Annotated in this window: 16 protein-coding genes; 11 read left to right on the top strand and 5 right to left on the bottom strand. The window is 45.5% G+C overall.

Translation table 11 applies throughout. The annotated features are described in order from the left end of the window. A complete protein-coding gene (locus MJO52_RS19780) occupies positions 1 to 219 on the top strand; it encodes a DUF4266 domain-containing protein (protein ID WP_020414172.1) in 219 nt (72 codons plus the stop codon). Continuing rightward, positions 206 to 1,366, top strand: a complete 1,161-nt coding sequence (locus MJO52_RS19775; RefSeq protein WP_252083672.1) for a DUF3570 domain-containing protein — start codon at positions 206 to 208, stop codon at positions 1,364 to 1,366. Before MJO52_RS19780 ends, MJO52_RS19775 begins: the two co-directional genes overlap by 14 nt. Positions 1,367 to 1,442: 76 nt before the next feature. Here MJO52_RS19775 and MJO52_RS19770 read toward each other — a convergent pair whose 3' ends face one another. Continuing rightward, positions 1,443 to 1,760, bottom strand: a complete 318-nt coding sequence (locus MJO52_RS19770) for an antibiotic biosynthesis monooxygenase family protein (protein WP_252083671.1) — start codon at positions 1,758 to 1,760, stop codon at positions 1,443 to 1,445. A gap of 4 nt (positions 1,761 to 1,764) precedes the next feature. Then, entirely contained in the window at positions 1,765 to 2,097 is a 333-nt protein-coding gene (locus MJO52_RS19765) for an NIPSNAP family protein (protein ID WP_252083670.1), read from the bottom strand. A gap of 86 nt (positions 2,098 to 2,183) precedes the next feature. On the opposite strand from MJO52_RS19765, the gene MJO52_RS19760 reads away from it, so the two are divergent. From MJO52_RS19760 to MJO52_RS19730, 7 genes are all read left to right on the top strand, one after another. After that, positions 2,184 to 2,870 carry an ArsR/SmtB family transcription factor gene (locus MJO52_RS19760; RefSeq protein ID WP_252083669.1) on the top strand — a complete coding sequence of 229 codons (687 nt, stop codon included), beginning with the start codon at positions 2,184 to 2,186 and terminating at the stop codon, positions 2,868 to 2,870. Positions 2,871 to 3,043: 173 nt separating this feature from the next. Beyond that, a complete protein-coding gene (locus MJO52_RS19755) occupies positions 3,044 to 3,667 on the top strand; it encodes a GDSL-type esterase/lipase family protein (protein WP_252083668.1) in 624 nt (207 codons plus the stop codon). Positions 3,668 to 3,808: 141 nt separating this feature from the next. Then, complete coding sequence (locus tag MJO52_RS19750; protein WP_252083667.1) at positions 3,809 to 5,200, top strand: pyridoxal phosphate-dependent decarboxylase family protein; 1,392 nt, start codon at positions 3,809 to 3,811, stop codon at positions 5,198 to 5,200. A 186-nt stretch (positions 5,201 to 5,386) separates the two neighbouring features. Continuing rightward, on the top strand, positions 5,387 to 5,728 hold the full coding sequence (locus tag MJO52_RS19745) for a hypothetical protein (protein ID WP_252083666.1): 342 nt from the start codon (positions 5,387 to 5,389) through the stop codon (positions 5,726 to 5,728). Positions 5,729 to 5,793: 65 nt separating this feature from the next. Continuing rightward, positions 5,794 to 6,729 carry an alpha/beta fold hydrolase gene (locus MJO52_RS19740; RefSeq protein ID WP_252086038.1) on the top strand — a complete coding sequence of 312 codons (936 nt, stop codon included), beginning with the start codon at positions 5,794 to 5,796 and terminating at the stop codon, positions 6,727 to 6,729. 377 nt (positions 6,730 to 7,106) lie between these two features. Next, entirely contained in the window at positions 7,107 to 7,403 is a 297-nt protein-coding gene (locus MJO52_RS19735) for a hypothetical protein (RefSeq protein WP_252083665.1), read from the top strand. A gap of 709 nt (positions 7,404 to 8,112) precedes the next feature. Then, entirely contained in the window at positions 8,113 to 9,954 is a 1,842-nt protein-coding gene (locus MJO52_RS19730; RefSeq protein ID WP_252083664.1) for a VCBS domain-containing protein, read from the top strand. A gap of 316 nt (positions 9,955 to 10,270) precedes the next feature. Here the strand turns inward: MJO52_RS19730 and MJO52_RS19725 are convergent, their stop codons facing one another. Next, entirely contained in the window at positions 10,271 to 11,047 is a 777-nt protein-coding gene (locus MJO52_RS19725; RefSeq protein ID WP_252083663.1) for a DUF2884 family protein, read from the bottom strand. 197 nt (positions 11,048 to 11,244) lie between these two features. Between MJO52_RS19725 and MJO52_RS19720 the strand changes: the two genes are divergently transcribed. Beyond that, positions 11,245 to 13,638: a zinc-dependent metalloprotease gene (locus tag MJO52_RS19720; RefSeq protein WP_252083662.1), complete on the top strand. Its 2,394-nt coding sequence runs from the start codon at positions 11,245 to 11,247 to the stop codon at positions 13,636 to 13,638. 55 nt (positions 13,639 to 13,693) lie between these two features. Here MJO52_RS19720 and MJO52_RS19715 read toward each other — a convergent pair whose 3' ends face one another. After that, positions 13,694 to 14,518, bottom strand: coding sequence for a transglutaminase-like domain-containing protein (locus MJO52_RS19715; protein ID WP_252083661.1), 825 nt, complete (start codon positions 14,516 to 14,518; stop codon positions 13,694 to 13,696). 4 nt (positions 14,519 to 14,522) lie between these two features. Further along, positions 14,523 to 14,753, bottom strand: a complete 231-nt coding sequence (locus MJO52_RS19710) for a DUF350 domain-containing protein (RefSeq protein WP_252083660.1) — start codon at positions 14,751 to 14,753, stop codon at positions 14,523 to 14,525. 124 nt (positions 14,754 to 14,877) lie between these two features. Here MJO52_RS19710 and MJO52_RS19705 point away from each other — a divergent pair, with 124 nt between their 5' ends. Then, positions 14,878 to 15,765 (top strand): SPFH domain-containing protein, encoded by an 888-nt coding sequence (locus MJO52_RS19705; RefSeq protein WP_252083659.1) that lies wholly within the window; start codon positions 14,878 to 14,880, stop codon positions 15,763 to 15,765. Positions 15,766 to 15,916: the final 151 nt, after the last annotated feature.

Genomic DNA, 15,916 nt, shown 5'->3' with positions numbered 1-15,916 from the left:
ATGTTGCGCTACTTGTTGCCGCTGTTGGCGGTATCGCTATTCAGTGGCTGCACAGTAACGCCCTGGGTGGCTCCTTATGAGCGTCAATATCTGGCGGACCCGATTATGGGTTTTGAGAGAGATCCAGTTGCCGCCAGCTATATGAACCATGTTTATGAAGCCCGCGAAGCGGCCAGGGGAGCCGAAGGTGGTAGTGGAGGCGGATGTGGTTGTAACTAAGTTGTTACGTTATTTCTTTACAGTAGGGTTATTTTTGACTACTTACGCTTTTGCTGCCGTGTTACCTGAGGAGCGAGCTGATAATCTGTATCATGCCTATAGTGGTGGAGGGGTAACCATTGATGGCCCTTCAGTGTTAATTCGAAAGAATATCGGCAACAATGTTTCCTTTTCTGCTAATTACTATGTGGATATGATTTCTGGGGCCTCTATTGATGTGGAGGCAACCGCAAGTGAATATTCTGAGCAACGAGATCAATATTCCCTCGGTGCAGACTACTTGGTAGATAAAACAACAATTAGTGTTGGTTATACCAATAGCTCGGAGAATGATTATGAAGCAGAAACAGTTGCTTTTGGTATCAGCCAGGGATTCTTTGGCGACCTAAGTACTATTGATCTTCGTATTAGCTATGGTAGCGATGATGTATATCGAAACGGTGATGAAAATTTTGCTGATGAAGCAGAACATCGTCGCTATGCTCTCAGTTGGAACCAGATACTTTCACAAAAGTTGATTGCTGAAGTGGGCGTTGAGACGGTCTCCGACGAGGGATTTCTCAATAACCCTTACCGCAGTGTACGCTACTTGGACCCAGCTTCTGGTACTGGGTTTAGTTACCAGCCTGAACTCTACCCAAGAACACGCAACAGTGATGCCGTTTCTATCCGGGCTAAATATCGGCTGCCTTACCGTGCATCATTAAAAGGGGAATATCGCCGCTATGCGGATAGCTGGGGAATAACGGCGGATAATGTCGAGTTCCGTTACACCCACCCACTGAAAGAGCGTGATGAATGGATTTTTGAAGGTAAGATACGCTATTACCAACAAACCAGTGCCGATTTTTATAGCGACTTATTTCCCTATCTGAACGCCACTAATTTTCGCGCGCGAGATAAGGAGATGAGTAACTTTACCACCTTGGCCTTTGGTTTGGGGGTTTCCTATGAGCTACCGCAGCGTTGGTCTTTATTCAATCGAAAGAATAACATCAGTTTCTACTGGGATCATATTCTATTTGACTACGAGGATTTCCTCGATGTTACGGTGCATGGTGATAGTACGGCTATTACTCCGGGAAGTGAACCTGCCTATAGTTTCTCTGCGAATGTTATTCGTCTCTTCTGGACTGTGCGCATTTGATATTTTAAAACCCCCTCAATGGGAGAGTATGCTCCCCCATTGAGGATAGTGGTTGAATTTGGAAGAAAAGAGCCAATTACTGATCATCGGCTCGATGAATATCGTAATCCTTTATTACTGTGGCAATCTGTATCCGGTAGTGATCAAAGAAACTGACTCTACCCAATTTCTGAGCTTCCCGATGTTGGTTCTGGCGCTTCCAGGATTGTACGGCTTGCTCGTCCCGCCAAAAAGAAAGTGAAAGAAAGTTATCTGGGTTGTTGAGGCTCTGGAATCTCTCCACCGAGATAAATCCATTTATATTTTTGAGATACTTTCTCAGTTCCCGGGCCTTGGAACAGTAGACTTCTTTGCTGTCATTTTTAGGTTTAACTTCAAAAATTACCGCGATCACCAGTTTATCCTCCCCTCAAGCGTATATAAGTAGATGGAACTGCTGTGAGGAATGAGCGCTTTTCCTCCAGGATATATTGTTGATTTTGAGCAAATAGAAAATTGTCATGGCCACCTTCCGATGATTTCAGTCGTATTCTATATTTCTCATAGCTCGCCAGACTATCGAAACTAATCAGGCCAAATGCACGGTTATTGGTGCCTTCATAGGGTAGAAAATAGCCTATTAGCTCTCCTCCACATTCAGGGATAATTTTGCCCCAGTTCTCCGCATACTGTCTAAATTCATCGAGCTGATAGGGATTAATACGATACTCGATAAAACAGGTGATCGTCATAGGTTTTGCCTCTGTTTGGAATTCATTGCATTCTATGACACTAATTTTTTTATGCTTCGATCTACAACGAACTATCTGGTGTGTCTATGGAGCCTGATATATCTCTGGTGGCGGGTTTGATTGGTGATAAGACTCGCTCGAAAATGCTAATGGCACTGATGGGTGGCAAAGCCCTGACGGCAACTGAGTTGGCCTGTGAAGCTGATATCAGTGCTCAGACAGCGAGTACGCATTTATCCAAACTCACCGAAGGGGGTTTACTGGTGGTGCGTAAACAAGGGCGTCATAAGTATTTTCAATTGCGCGATTATGAGGTAGCAGAGTTACTAGAGAAACTACTTAATATCGGTAGTACTCCGATGCAAGGAAGTATTGATACCGGTCCTAAAGACCCCGATGTTAGGAAAGCTCGAATTTGTTACGATCACCTGGCAGGAAGTCTCGGCGTAGCCCTATACGACTCTCTAGTGGCAGAAAGTGTCATCATCGAAGAATTTCAGAGTACGAAATTGACTGAAAACGGCAAGAAATTTTTCCGTAATCTAGGTGTTGATATTGGTGGATTGAAAAATACTCGGCGTCCATTATGCAAGTCTTGTCTAGACTGGAGTGAGAGGCGCAATCATCTGGCTGGCACCCTGGGTCAATGGATATTAGAGGATGCATTTCGAAAAAAATGGGCACGAAGGAGGGTGGATTCTCGTGTGATCGATTTCTCCAGCCTTGGGCTTAAGAAATTCCTGCATAACTATCGAATATCATTTGATTGTTGAATCTTGGTGCAGGCGGTAAGAGGGTATATTAACCGCCTGTTAAATTATAAATTTAATGCTATTTTGAATGGCGGCTCTTTAAGACCTTGTTTCATATATTGTTGGAGCTCTATTTTTTATTGGTGATGGCCTCTAGCGAATATATAAGTTAATTTACCTTATAGGTTATTCCTGTGAATAGAAGAGTACCCAAAAAAATCGCTTTTATTGGTTCCAGTTCTATCTATGGTCGAGGTGATACCGAGTTGGGCGGTTTCGTGCAAAGGATTCGTTTCCGCTTCGAACCTTTGAATCCCAAAAACCTAGTCTACGCCCTGGGAATATTTGGTGAAAATGTTGTATCGCTTACTCAGCGGGTATCATTGGAACTTTCTGTGAGAAGGCCACATTTAATAGGGCTTTACCCCGGTTTTAATGATATTTGTCGCATTGGTGGGGCAGAAGCACAGAATACGGTAACTCTAGATTTTTTTCGTCAAGCGATGTTAGAGCTACTGCAAGCATCTAATTCGATTGCCCCCAGCTTTGTAATAACGGGTATTCCTTTCGATGAGCAGAGAACAACGCCTTATCGTGACAGTGATAGTTATTTCTTTCGTAAAGATGCACAGCTTTATAGTCAGGTGGTGAGAGAAGTTGCCTTTAATGAGGGAGTCCCTGTGCTGGATTTTGAAAGTTTATGGTGCGCACTTGAGATTATTCCACTGCTTTCTGAGGATGGTCTCCATGCTAACCCGGCTGGGCATCAGTTACTTTGTGAGCAAACCTGGGATTTTATTTCGAGAAATTATTTATAGAACGTCTACTTTGATTAGATATGCGTTGAAGTTCTTTCAACGGTTTATATCTGATCGATATTTTTAATTTTTGTTGCGAAATTTCCATTGTCGCCTAAGAATGTTGAAGAAATTTGATAAAAGGAAGTATGAGGTGGATAGATGGGAAACAATAAAGTCACTAGTAATTTAGAATCGTTGAAAGCTCTATCTGAGGCAGCGCGGTGTGCTGAGGAGTATATTTCTGGTATTCGAGAACAAAGAGTCAGCCCATCATCTTTGGAGTTGGCTGAGTTGGAAAGATTAAACTCCTCCCTGCCTAACAAGGGGCAGGATGCTCAGCAAGTGATTGCAGATCTCCATCATTACGCCTCCCCCGCCACTGTGGCGAGTACCGGTGGTCGCTATTTTGGTTTGGTGGTTGGAGGTTCCACACCTGCGGCAATGGGGGCCTCTATTTTGAATGCGGCCTGGGATCAGGTAGCGGTACTCGAATCATCGGCACCATCGGCCATTTACTTGGAGCGAATAGCCGCCCAGTGGCTGCTGCAATTATTAGAGTTGCCAGAAGAAAGTAGTGTTGGATTTACCACTGGTTCCTCTATGGCAAACATGGTGTGTTTGGCTGCAGCGCGCAACCGTCAATATGAGAGAATGGATATTGATTTGGCGAGAACGGGGCTCGCGGGAGCCCCACCGCTGAGGATTGTCGTCTCTGCAGAATCACATGTCACAGTGCATAAAGCCCTTTCGATTCTCGGTATTGGCAAGGATCAATTGGTGAAGGCTCCTTGTGACAATCAGGGCCGTGTGCGGGTGGACACTTTTCCCGAGCTGGATGAAACCACCATCGTGTGCTTGCAGGCAGGTAACGTGAACTCTGGTCATTTCGACCCCTTTAAAGAAATTATCCCGATGGCCAGGGCGGCTGGAGCCTGGGTACATGTAGATGGCGCCTTTGGCTTGTGGGCGGCGGCATCACCCAAACAGCGGCACCTGACTGCGGGAGTGGCGTTAGCGGACTCCTGGGCGGTGGATGGGCACAAATGGCTAAATACACCCTACGACTGTGGTGTTGCTATTTGTAGTGAAGCCCAGATGGTACATCGTGTTATGACTACTCAGGCGCCATATTTACAGGCTGGGGTTCAGGTGCCACCGAAGGATATGGTTCCCGAATTTTCCCGCCGTGCCCGAGGTGTTGAGGTCTGGGCGGCAATTCAGGAGATGGGCAGCGAGGGGGTGGCCGCTCTGGTGGAGCGGTGCTGTGGATTTGCCCGTCAGTTTGCTGATGGACTGGCCAAATTAGGCTTTGAAATTCTCAATGAGGTCGTGCTGAATCAGGTAGTGGCCAGTATCAATGATGAATCCGCTTTGCAACAGATTGTGCGTATAGTGCAGGAGGAGGGTGTGTGCTGGTTTGGTACTACTGTGTGGCAGGGTAGAGTGGCGTTACGTCTCAGTGTCTCGTCCTGGGCAACTTCGGCAGAGGATATTGCTTTGTCACTGGATTCTATTCGCCGAGCAATGGAACAGGTGCTTGAGGCCAAGTGATTCTAATTCCCGCTTGGAGAGATCAACTTTTGGGCGTTGCCACTCTGTGCGGTGGCAATACTGACTAAGCGCTGTGCTCGTTTTCCCTAGAGGATTCAGAACTCCACTGCTGAATGCAGTCTATCCTTCTGGTTGGCCCATGAATTTTAAAGTGGGCTGAACTGAGAACATTGGCGCATGGAGCAGATGAGCGATTACCCTAGAGCACTGGAAATCACCTTCGATTCGGTGCGCAATGTTGGCTTGGCTGCAGCCTTGCTGGGGGCCGCAGCGGTGATTATTCAGGCTCCCTCTCTTGCATTTAATCTCAATTGGTTGGCCTATACCGAAGCGGCACTGCTGGCTGGCTTATCTGCAGTATTGCAGTTATTAAATCTTGGCGCCTGGTTTCTGTCTATGCGTCGTCTGGGCTATAACCGGTTTTGGCTTACGTTGGCCGGCGGCCTATTTATGATTTTATTGATGCACTTTTATGTGGCTGTTGCTTCGACCAGTCTTAAAGGACTGACTTTCACTTCGATGAATTGATCCTTTATCAGATCACACCGTTTTTATAGACAAGCAGCACGGGCCAGGGAGACCCTGTCGTGAGTATGACATTCTGGATTGTTTTAATACTTTTACTGATTTTTGTCTGGTTACTGGGGATCGCTTTTTTTAGCCCAAATCTGAACCGTAATGAATTGTCCAATTTTTCCTACAACCAGTTGGCTTTTGCCGATGGTTTCTCGGTGAATTATCGGGAAGTTGGCAGGGAGGGGCGTCCGTTGCTGTTATGCTTTCACGGTGGTGGTGATTCCTTAGGGGGTTGGGGGGAGTGGGCAAAAGTTTTGGCTAGGGATTACCACCTGATATTGGTGGATCTCCCTGGCCATGGGCTCACAGATCCCTTGCCGGGGGGCACCTATACCCCCAAACACCTGGCGGATTTTATTGGGCGCTTCATTGAGGCAATGGGCTTAGAAAAGTTTGTGTTGGTTGGCCATTCCTTTGGAGGCAACGCAGTATTGCGATACCTGATTGAACATCCCGATGCTGCAGAGGCTGCCATCTTGATTGCACCGGGTGGTTACCAATGTGGCAAGGGGTTGGAAATGCCTCCGACTATGGCACGATTTGTACTTAGTCACTGGGGGCGACGCTTTGTCTCTCATCTGGGTAGCCGTGGGTTGCTTAGAAGAATGTTAAAAGCACGGTTTTTCTACAACCCAGCGGCGCTGCCTGAAAAAATGGTGGAACGTATCTACCTCCTCTCCCGTTATAAAAAAAACCGGGGAACAGTTCTTAATTTGGTGGCTAATGCCACTGTAAATTTTCAACCACTTAACGGTCTTGAAAATATCAAGACTCCCACTCTGTTTATTTGGGGTGCGGATGACCACATTATTCCCTTGGAGGTGGGTCGCTATTTTTCAGGTAAAATATCTGGCAGTCAATTGATAGCTTATGAAAATATTGGGCATATGGTTCATGTTGAAAATGCAAAAACCAGTGCCGATGATGCAATTAAATTTATCAAAGGGTTGTAGTGATTTTTGCTAAAGTGAAAAACAACAAAAAATTTAGTGGGTGCCTACCTGGAATTTATATTTATTTTAATGGTAGATTAAATATCCACTTGGATTGTTTGCCTGCTGAAGTTCAGTTTTTGATAAGAATAAATAAAAAGTTAAAGGTGAAATATATTTGTACTAGATGCTGGCAATGTTGGAATTGGAGAAAGTTCTTCAGTTAATCCTATTAATTTTTCCCCATCGCAATATGGCCCAAGACTTGGATTGGCTCAGTAAAGTATTGGTGCTATGAAAGCTATGGATATGTTTGGGATAGTGAATTTTGTCATGCGGAGACGCGTGGTCATTAGGTCCCGCTTTGTCATGGGGGAATTCGCTATGCGGGCTATACTGTGGCGGAAGGCGATAATATTATTGTTTCTAGTGATTCTGCCTATAACGATGGCGCACATGTTGTGGTATGTAATTATTTTCCCTTATTAGATAAAAACATTGTATCCCATTCGCTAATGGCTGGAGATATGAAGATTGTAAATCCTGCCACAATTATGCTGTTTGCTCTTGCGTTGACAATATGTATACAGGGGAGAGTCAGAGATTGCAATATTTCAGAAAAAAATAAGTTTGTAGATCAATGTGGCGATGGTTTGGATGGAGGTATTGTACCTTGGATTGTTTATAACCCTTGAAGATCATCACTACAAGTGACTGAATTTAAATATAGTTTAACTGACAACAAGATAATGTACCCTGGATTTAATATATCAAGAATAGTGGTGTGCATCACTATAAGATATTTCGTGATGAGGATTTCCTGGCAGAACTCGCCGTCTAAGTTACAGTGATTTAGAAGCGAAATAATACAAACTGTCGCTATAGAATAATTGCTGTAGACCATGCTGGATAAGAGAGGCCTTCTGGTTGTCTGGATATGCTCCCTGAATAAATTGAGAAAGTGCTTGCCTTAGATTAAGTAAGTTAAAGGTAAATAAGTGCCAATTTTTTATGAGGTCTAAGCTTTCTTTATAATGTGAGTGTGTATCATTTTTGTTTTCTTTTTGAAAGTGAAAGCTCTTTGAAACTTATATGATATCTGTTTTCCAAATGAGTTTATAAATTGAAGGGGTTAATTAAAAGCTAAAAGTTTTCTATCTATTTATATTTGGTTTTTTTAAAAGTGTGCATTTGATGAGTAAGGTGTGTGGGTGGGATCTCTATTAAGTAGCGTTCTTTTTTCTCGTTCATGTGATTTATCTTTTTCTATTGTTCGTTAATTGGAAGCAAAGTTAAGCCAATATTGAAACAATAATATCTAATAGATTTCACAGAATAGAGGGCCATCATTAATATAATCCGCCGGGATTTATACCAAGCACAACTATATTCACCGAGACTGATATGAGTGAGCTATTTAAGCTGATCACAGCTATTTCTTTATCCGCATTTCTGGTTGCCTGTGGAGGGGGCGGAGGCAGCTCTAATAGTGAGAAAGTTAATAATCCTGGGGTTATTGATAATAATGGCGGTGGGACCTCTGATCCTGATCCTGATCCTGATCCTGATCCTGATCCCGATCCCGATCCCGATCCCGATCCCGACCCTAGTCCCGATACTATTAGTGGCGGTGAAGGTAGCGTTAGCGAGGATAATGAGACTTCTACCTCTGGCAAGTTGATTGATAGCGTTGATGCCGAGCAAACTTTTGGAAAGCTTAATGAATGGGGAAAATACGGTCTGCTTGATGTTTCTCTTGATGGTACCTGGAGCTATACCCTGGATGCGGGCCTGGCTGACCCCTTGAGCGCTGATGAATTGGCAATTGATGAATTTATGGTTGGTGTTGGAATAGGTGATGACATCACATTAATTACTATTCAGGTGACAGGTGCGGATGATGCTTACACTTTTAGCCCCGAATCCCCTCTTGCTACTTTACTCGTGGGGAGCAGTGAAGAAGCCAAGGGTACTCTGAAAATCATAGATGTCGACAGCAATACCCCAGGATTTGTTGAGAGTAGCATTGCTGGGAATTATGGTGATTTTAGTATTACCGACGTCGGTGACTGGAAATATACCTTGAATGACGCAGCGCAGAGTCTCAGTTCAGGGGATGCGGTCACAGATACCGTCACTTTCACATTAACTGATGGTGCAGAAAAATCTGTTAATTTTTCTGTTGTTACTGTTGACCCTAATGGCAATGGATCCTTTGAGCTCTCATTGGAACAAAAGCGCGTAATGCTGGATACCCACAATGAGTATCGCCAAAGGTGTGCTATGGGAGAAGCTGGTGAGGGTAACGGCCCAGAGAGTTCCGGTAATATGCAGACACTTTTCTGGGATGAGGCTTTGGCCAAGATGGCGAAGGAGAGAGCTTCTGCGTGTTATTTTGGACACTTCAATGAAGCGGAGGGAATTAGGCAATCTTTCGATAAAGTTAAAGATGAAGTTTCCTTTGTGTTGCCTGCAGGTAATATTGAAATTGGAGAGAATGTTTCAATCAATATTTTTAATCCGCCGGCATCGCAATATAGCGCTGAAACATGGGCTGGTTCAGTTGAATCCTGGTACGCTGAAAGTAATTCTTATGATTGGGATATGAAATTTTGTCATGATGAAACATGCGGACATTGGGCTCAGGTATGCCATGGAGAAACCCGCTATGTAGGCTGTGCTGTAGCGGAATGCGATGGTATTGTTGGTTCTAATAATTCTGCCTACAACGATGGCGCACATGTACTGGTCTGTAATTACTTTCCTTCGTTGAATAAAGGTGATATTCCTTTCACTGATGGATATGGATTTAAAACTTGCAGGACGTGTCTTAATTATGACCTCCCTTTCTGTGTAGACAATATGTGTACCGGAGGAATAGCCAAAAACTGGAATGCTTCTGAGAAGAAAAATAAGAATATTGATCAATGTACCGATGGCTTAGGTAGGGATATAGTACCCTGTAATTATGGTAACCATCCTCCACCCGCTCAAGTTACGGGGTTCAAATATACGGTCTCTGATTGGCAGGTAGATTTGTCCTGGAATGAAACCATCAGGAATGGTGGTGTGCATCATTATAAGATCTTTCGTGGAGAGGAACTTATAGATAAAACACGTCAATTATCCTATAGGGATTCTGATGTGGAGCAGGATGCTACTTATCGATATAAAATCATTGCGGTAGACCATGCTGGTCAGGAAGGCTTGCCTGCTTATTTGGATGTAAGTACTAATTCAAATTAATGAAGAGTAAAAGTTAATATGATTTGAGGGCGGGGGAAGCCAATATATGGTGGAGTTCAAGCTCTCAATTCATAATTGCTTAAAAATTTTACTGGCCTAATATTACTTTTATGTTTTTACTGTTGAGTGTTGACTGGTTATTGCATAAAAAATAATTTTAATGGGATGTTCAAGTTGGATTTACCTACAGAATATTTTCAAGTGCTTTATCATTAGATGAGGAACGGCTTTACCTCCTAAAGCAAATCGAGGGAATTTTTCTTAGATAAAAAAGGGCCGCATAGCGGCCAGGTTTGGGGGGATAAAAGAGGTAGAATTATTTTATTTTAACCAAGTCGTAATCACCCAATGCGGGCACTGTCAGGTGAATTTGTGATTCCAGACGGTTGATGGATTGCAGGGAGGCACATAGCTGCTCCGCAGTGTGTTCAATTTGCTCAGCGCGTTGTTCCAGTAGTTCTTCCGCTTCCTCGGTAACACGCTCCTCAATACTCTGACCGCCAGTGAAGGCTGCCTTGAGTGCGTGCCAGGCAATAGTTCCTGCGGCATCCTTGGCCAAGCGTTCGATGCGGGGCTCAAATTCTTTGGAAATCGTCTCGTCGATAAAGTTACCAATCTCAGTATCGCCGAGATAGTAGATTTCTCCCTCGCGATTGAGACGATCTTCGGTGCGCTGGATTAAATCTGCAGAGAACTGCTTAAGCTCCTGATTTTCTGGATGATCTGGCCCGGCCAGGGCGCTAATAGCAATAGATAAGCCATCCATAGCGATATCTACAGCCTCTAAAGTGACTAGCAAGGTATCACGGCCGGCTACATGCAGTTCTTGGCGATATTCCTGTAACAGCTCTTGTTGTTGATCATCCAGGGTGATCATGTCTCCATTTACTATAAGCTGTGCAGGTGAGTGAAAAGACACCAACTGCTGCTTATCGCTATCCTCGTGTATTTCGAAAAAATCGGACCCCACTTTTACGGTGTAATCCAGGGTGGACTCACAGTTGTCAGTATCGATATGAATGGACTCAAGCGCCATAACTTGGCTGGCTCCACCCAGGCTGATCAGGGCTGATATCGCAAGTGGCTTCCACATATTTATATCTCTGTATTGTACCTTTCCCATTGAGACGAGGTAGGGGCTGTGAATAGATGCAGAGAATAGGAAAAAAATTGCAGGTTATTTTTTATACAGATCGGGACTTCTCTAAGTGCTACCCTAGGCCGCGGTCCAATGCGGTGATGGTGCTGCAGGGTATTGGCTCTAAATAATTAAGAATTGGGGGATGGCAAATGTCATTCAGCAGGCAGTTGATGGCTCTGTGCTTAGTGTTGTTAAGCACAGTGGCTCGGTCTGGGGATATCGCCGAGTACACGGCGGATATGCGCAAGTACAGTGGTTATCACGATTTCTATTGGGATGAAAACAGCGGTCGGGTGCTGTTGCAGATTAATGAGTTTGAGCGTGAACTGCTGCTTCTCACCGGTCTGGCCCAGGGGCTTGGATCCAACCCTGTGGGTCTGGACCGCAATCAGATAGGCGAGAGCCGTTTGGTTAAGTTCCAACGTGTGGGTAACAAGGTGCTAATGCACCAAGTGAACGCCAACTATCGCGCTGAATCAGAAAACCTGGCAGAACGCCGCGCGGTGGAGGAGGCTTTTGCCTCTTCTGTGCTCTGGGGTTTTGAAACCTTGGCACAGGAGGATGGCGTTGCCCTGGTGGACTTTACCCCTTTCCTGCTCAGCGATCAGCACGGTATTAGTGCTCGCTTGAAACAGGCGGAGCAAGGAAATTACTCTGTGGATAAGCCCAAGTCCGCAATCTACTTGCCTCGCACCAAAAATTTCCCCAAGAACAGTGAATTTGAGGCTCAACTGACTTTTTCTGGTAGCAAGCCTGGTAAGTATTTACGTGAAGTGGTGCCAACTCCCACTCTGGTTTCGCTGCGTCAGCATATCTCTCTAATAGAGCTTCCTGATAAACAGTACCAGCCGCGGGTATTTCACAGCCGCAGCGGTTATTTCCCCTTCACTTTCCGTGATTACGCTACGGCAATTGACCAGCCTCTGGATCAGCGCCTTATCTACCGGCACCGCCTGGAGAAAAAACCGGGTAGTGATGAAGTGGTTGAGCCTATTGTTTATTACGTGGACTCCGGTGTGCCAGAACCCGTGCGCAGCGCGTTGGTAGAGGGAGCCGGTTGGTGGAACCAGGCTTTTACTGCAGCCGGTTATAAGGATGCCTTCCGCGTGGAAATCTTGCCGGAAGGTGTAGACCCGCTGGATGTGCGTTACAACGTGATCAATTGGGTACACCGCTCCACCCGCGGTTGGTCCTATGGATATTCTGTTTTTGACCCCCGTACCGGCGAGATCCTCAAGGGTAATGTAACTCTGGGCTCCCTGCGTGTACGCCAGGACTTTCTAATCGCCCAAGGGCTTTTGCAGCCCTATTCCGATATATCTGCTAATACCCAGGCCTTGCAGGCGATGGCGTTAGCTCGAATTCGTCAGCTGTCTGCTCACGAAGTGGGGCATACCCTGGGTCTTGCGCATAATTTTGCCGCGAGTGCCGTAGAGCGCGCTTCCGTGATGGATTATCCGGCGCCGTTGATTGCTCTGTTGGGCACCGAGCTGGATTTCTCCGAGGCATATGCCACTGGTATTGGCGATTGGGATAAGTTAGCAATTCGCTATGGATACGGAAACAGCGGGGAGGAACAGTCCTATCTGGATAGCATCATGGAAGAAGCAGAGAAGCAAAAGCTGCGCTTTATTTCTGACCCCGATTCCCGCGCGATAAACAATGCTCATGCAGCCTCTCATTTATGGGATAACGGTAGGGATCCCCTGGAAGAGTTCAGCCGTTTGACCGAGCTGCGCCGCCATGCTCTGGATAATTTCTCTCGCGCGGCAAATCCCAAATCCGCGCCTCGCTCTGATCTGGAGGAGACCCTGGTGCCAGTTTACTACGGGCATCGCTATCAGGCCGAAGCTGTGGGCAAGTTGATTGGTGGGCTGGATTACGATTACTTATATAACGGCGCTGAGCAGAATAGCTACACGCTAGTACCGGCTGAGCGCCAACAGCAAGCCATGGATGCGCTAGTTGAAACTCTGTCGCCAGAATTTCTGGCATTGTCAGAACAGGTTCTTCAGCTAATTCCCCCCAAATCCTATGGTTATGAACGCACCAGGGAGAGTTTCCCCTCTCACACCGGAGTCGCCTTCGACGCAGTGGCTTTGGCCGAAGCAGCAGCGGGTCACACCCTGTCGATCCTGATGGACCCACAGCGGGCGGCACGTATGGATCAGCAGAATGCACGTAGTAGTGAAATTCCCGCATTCGATAGTTTATTAGAGCGGCTTACCACGGGAGCTCTGGATAATGAACAGTATTCCGGTTTACACGCGACAATTCACCAGCGTATCAACCATGTATACATCCAGAAGCTGATGCTGCTTGCTGGTGATCGTGCAGCTGCCGAATCGGTACGAGCCAAAGCACAACTGCAGCTGGCAAAATTCCAACTGGCGCTTGGACAGAAAAAATTATTTGGTGATGATTCGCAGGGATACAATGCCCATTATTATTTCCAAGCCAAACGCATTGAATCTTTTATGCGCGGTGAACTTGAAGTAAAAGCCGGGGATATTAAAGCGATGCCACCGGGCTCACCAATCTGAGTCTTGTCACGTTTGAGATTCACCCGGAATAATTACCGGGTGATCCCAGGCAAGATCAGCTGCGAATGAACTGAGATTTTTTTATCCAGTGACTGCCGCGATACTTTCTCGTAGAGGCGGAATTGCGTTTTGCCCAGAAGAAATGGCGGTTAAACTGGAACTCTACTTCATAACCTTCTGCCAGGGCTGCCAATGGCATCGCTTGCCAGCTGGTCTGACGCCGCTTGCTGGTGGCTTCCAGTAGGTACTCCTGGCCATCCAAGATGGCAACTACCCAGGCGTGTCCCTGGCCTTTGTGTGTCCCCAGTGCTACTCGCGCGTCCACGCCCAGCTCAATCAGCCAGTCGGCCAGTAAGATGGCATGATCTTCGCAGTCGCCGCGCTTTTGATAATAAGCCTGACGGGATGTCTGCCAGATATCGGAAAGTCCGGCATATTGCAGATGGTCGTACTGATACTCCTTTTGCATCGCCAAAGTATATAGCGGTACCCAAAGCTCGCGGGTTTGGAAAGGCTTGAAGCCCACCAGGTAGCTATTGGCAAAATGGTGCTGTTTATCCAGCCCTCTTGCAGTAGCTGTGACTGCCTCCAGCCCTTGCCAGTTCCAGATGGCAACCTGTGCGCTCTCCTCAAGAGAACGCTTGGCCACTACCTGTTGGATTGTTTCTTCCGATAGTGGATAGCTGGTACCCACTACTCTTACCACCCCATTTTGGCGATCTATGGTGTCAGCGTTAGTAGAACCATAGGCCCTACTTGCTGAATTGAGGGGCTGCTTCGACGAAGGTTTTAATTCAGGCTCTTGAATTGTATTGCGTAGAATTTCTGGCAGTGTTAACAGCACAGAGAAAATAAGCAAGGGGACAATCCATTTATACACGTTTTTACCCTTTCAATCCGAAAGAAATAATGATGGCAACAAAAATCAGAATTGTGGACGCAAAGATAGAAACTGCGATATTGCCATTTTTCAATTCACCTTCGATGTCTACTGTACGTAGCAGTTTTTTGTCGATTGTTATTAAGGCGATTATTCCAATAAAAAGAGCCAAAACTGTGTAGATTAGGTTGATGCCGAGATTAAATAGTGTTGCGGTTATAAATTCTAATTGCATATTTTTTATTTCGATAAATCATATTTAAATTTTTATCGATTGTAACATCTTTCACTTAATTGCTCTGTCTTGTTGTATGTGAGTAAATGCAATATCTTATTTTTTTTATTGATTGGTGTTGAAAATGCGTTTTGTTTCAGTTGCGGGCCTGGCGGCTTCCCTTTTTATGTTGTCCGCTTGTGGTGAGCGGGTAGAAGTGCCGCCTGCACATGTTGGCAAGGTGTTAACGGAGAGTGGCTACAAGCCCGAAGTGGTACCGCCTTCCAAGTTTCGCTTGGATATGTGTATGTTTTATTGTGACAAGTTGGTCACAATGACAATTGCAGACTTTGGTCATTTGGAAAAATTTAAAGTCTTTATGCCCAAAGATCAGCTTAATATGAGCTTTGATGTACGTATGACCGGTGCCATCAGTAGAGAGGCTATCGATAGTGTTTTCGATCGTATTCCGCCTGACAATGACAATATTTCGGTAAATCGCGTTTATGGTACTTATGCACAGCCGGTAATTAGAGATGTGGTACGCCGTGTTGTAGCCAAGTACTCCATCAATGAGATTGCTTCAAGCCGAGAGTCACTGAGCCACGAGCTGTTTAATGAGGTATCCAAAGCCCTAAAAGGCACACCCATAGAGATTAAGCGTTTGGGACTGGCGGATATACAATTTCCTAAGGTCATTACTCAGGCTAAAGAGCGTGCGGCCGAGCGCCGTGAACTCATAGAGCAGGAAAAAGCTCAATTTCAGATTCAGAAGATACAGATGGAGCGCGATTTGGAGAGGGAAAAAATGAATCGTGCCATTGCCCGTGAAAAAGCGATTGGACAGAAAGAGGTCAATGATCTGCTTGCCAAATCGGTGACGGATAAATATCTGGCTTATAGAACCTTGGAAGTCCTAGATAAAATGGCTGAGTCAAACAACAAGGTATTTTTGCCTGTAGAGGCATTGGGGACCATCGGCATGCAACACGCGGTTCTTAATGATCAAGTAAAGCAGGTGGCTGGTAAATAGTGTTTGTAGATAAAGGCTAGAAGCAACTTCTGGCCTTTTATAACCTGGCGAGCAGATTTTTGTTGGGGAAATTGGATACTTATAAAATATTAAACATTATGTAAGTATTTAGAGCTTCTATTTCTGGAAAGCTATAGCTCAGAGCACACTT

The sequence above is a fragment of the Microbulbifer variabilis genome (assembly GCF_023716485.1).
Lineage (GTDB): Bacteria > Pseudomonadota > Gammaproteobacteria > Pseudomonadales > Cellvibrionaceae > Microbulbifer > Microbulbifer variabilis_B.
Note: the sequence above shows the minus strand (reverse complement) of the source record. Positions and strands in the feature narration are given on the sequence as shown.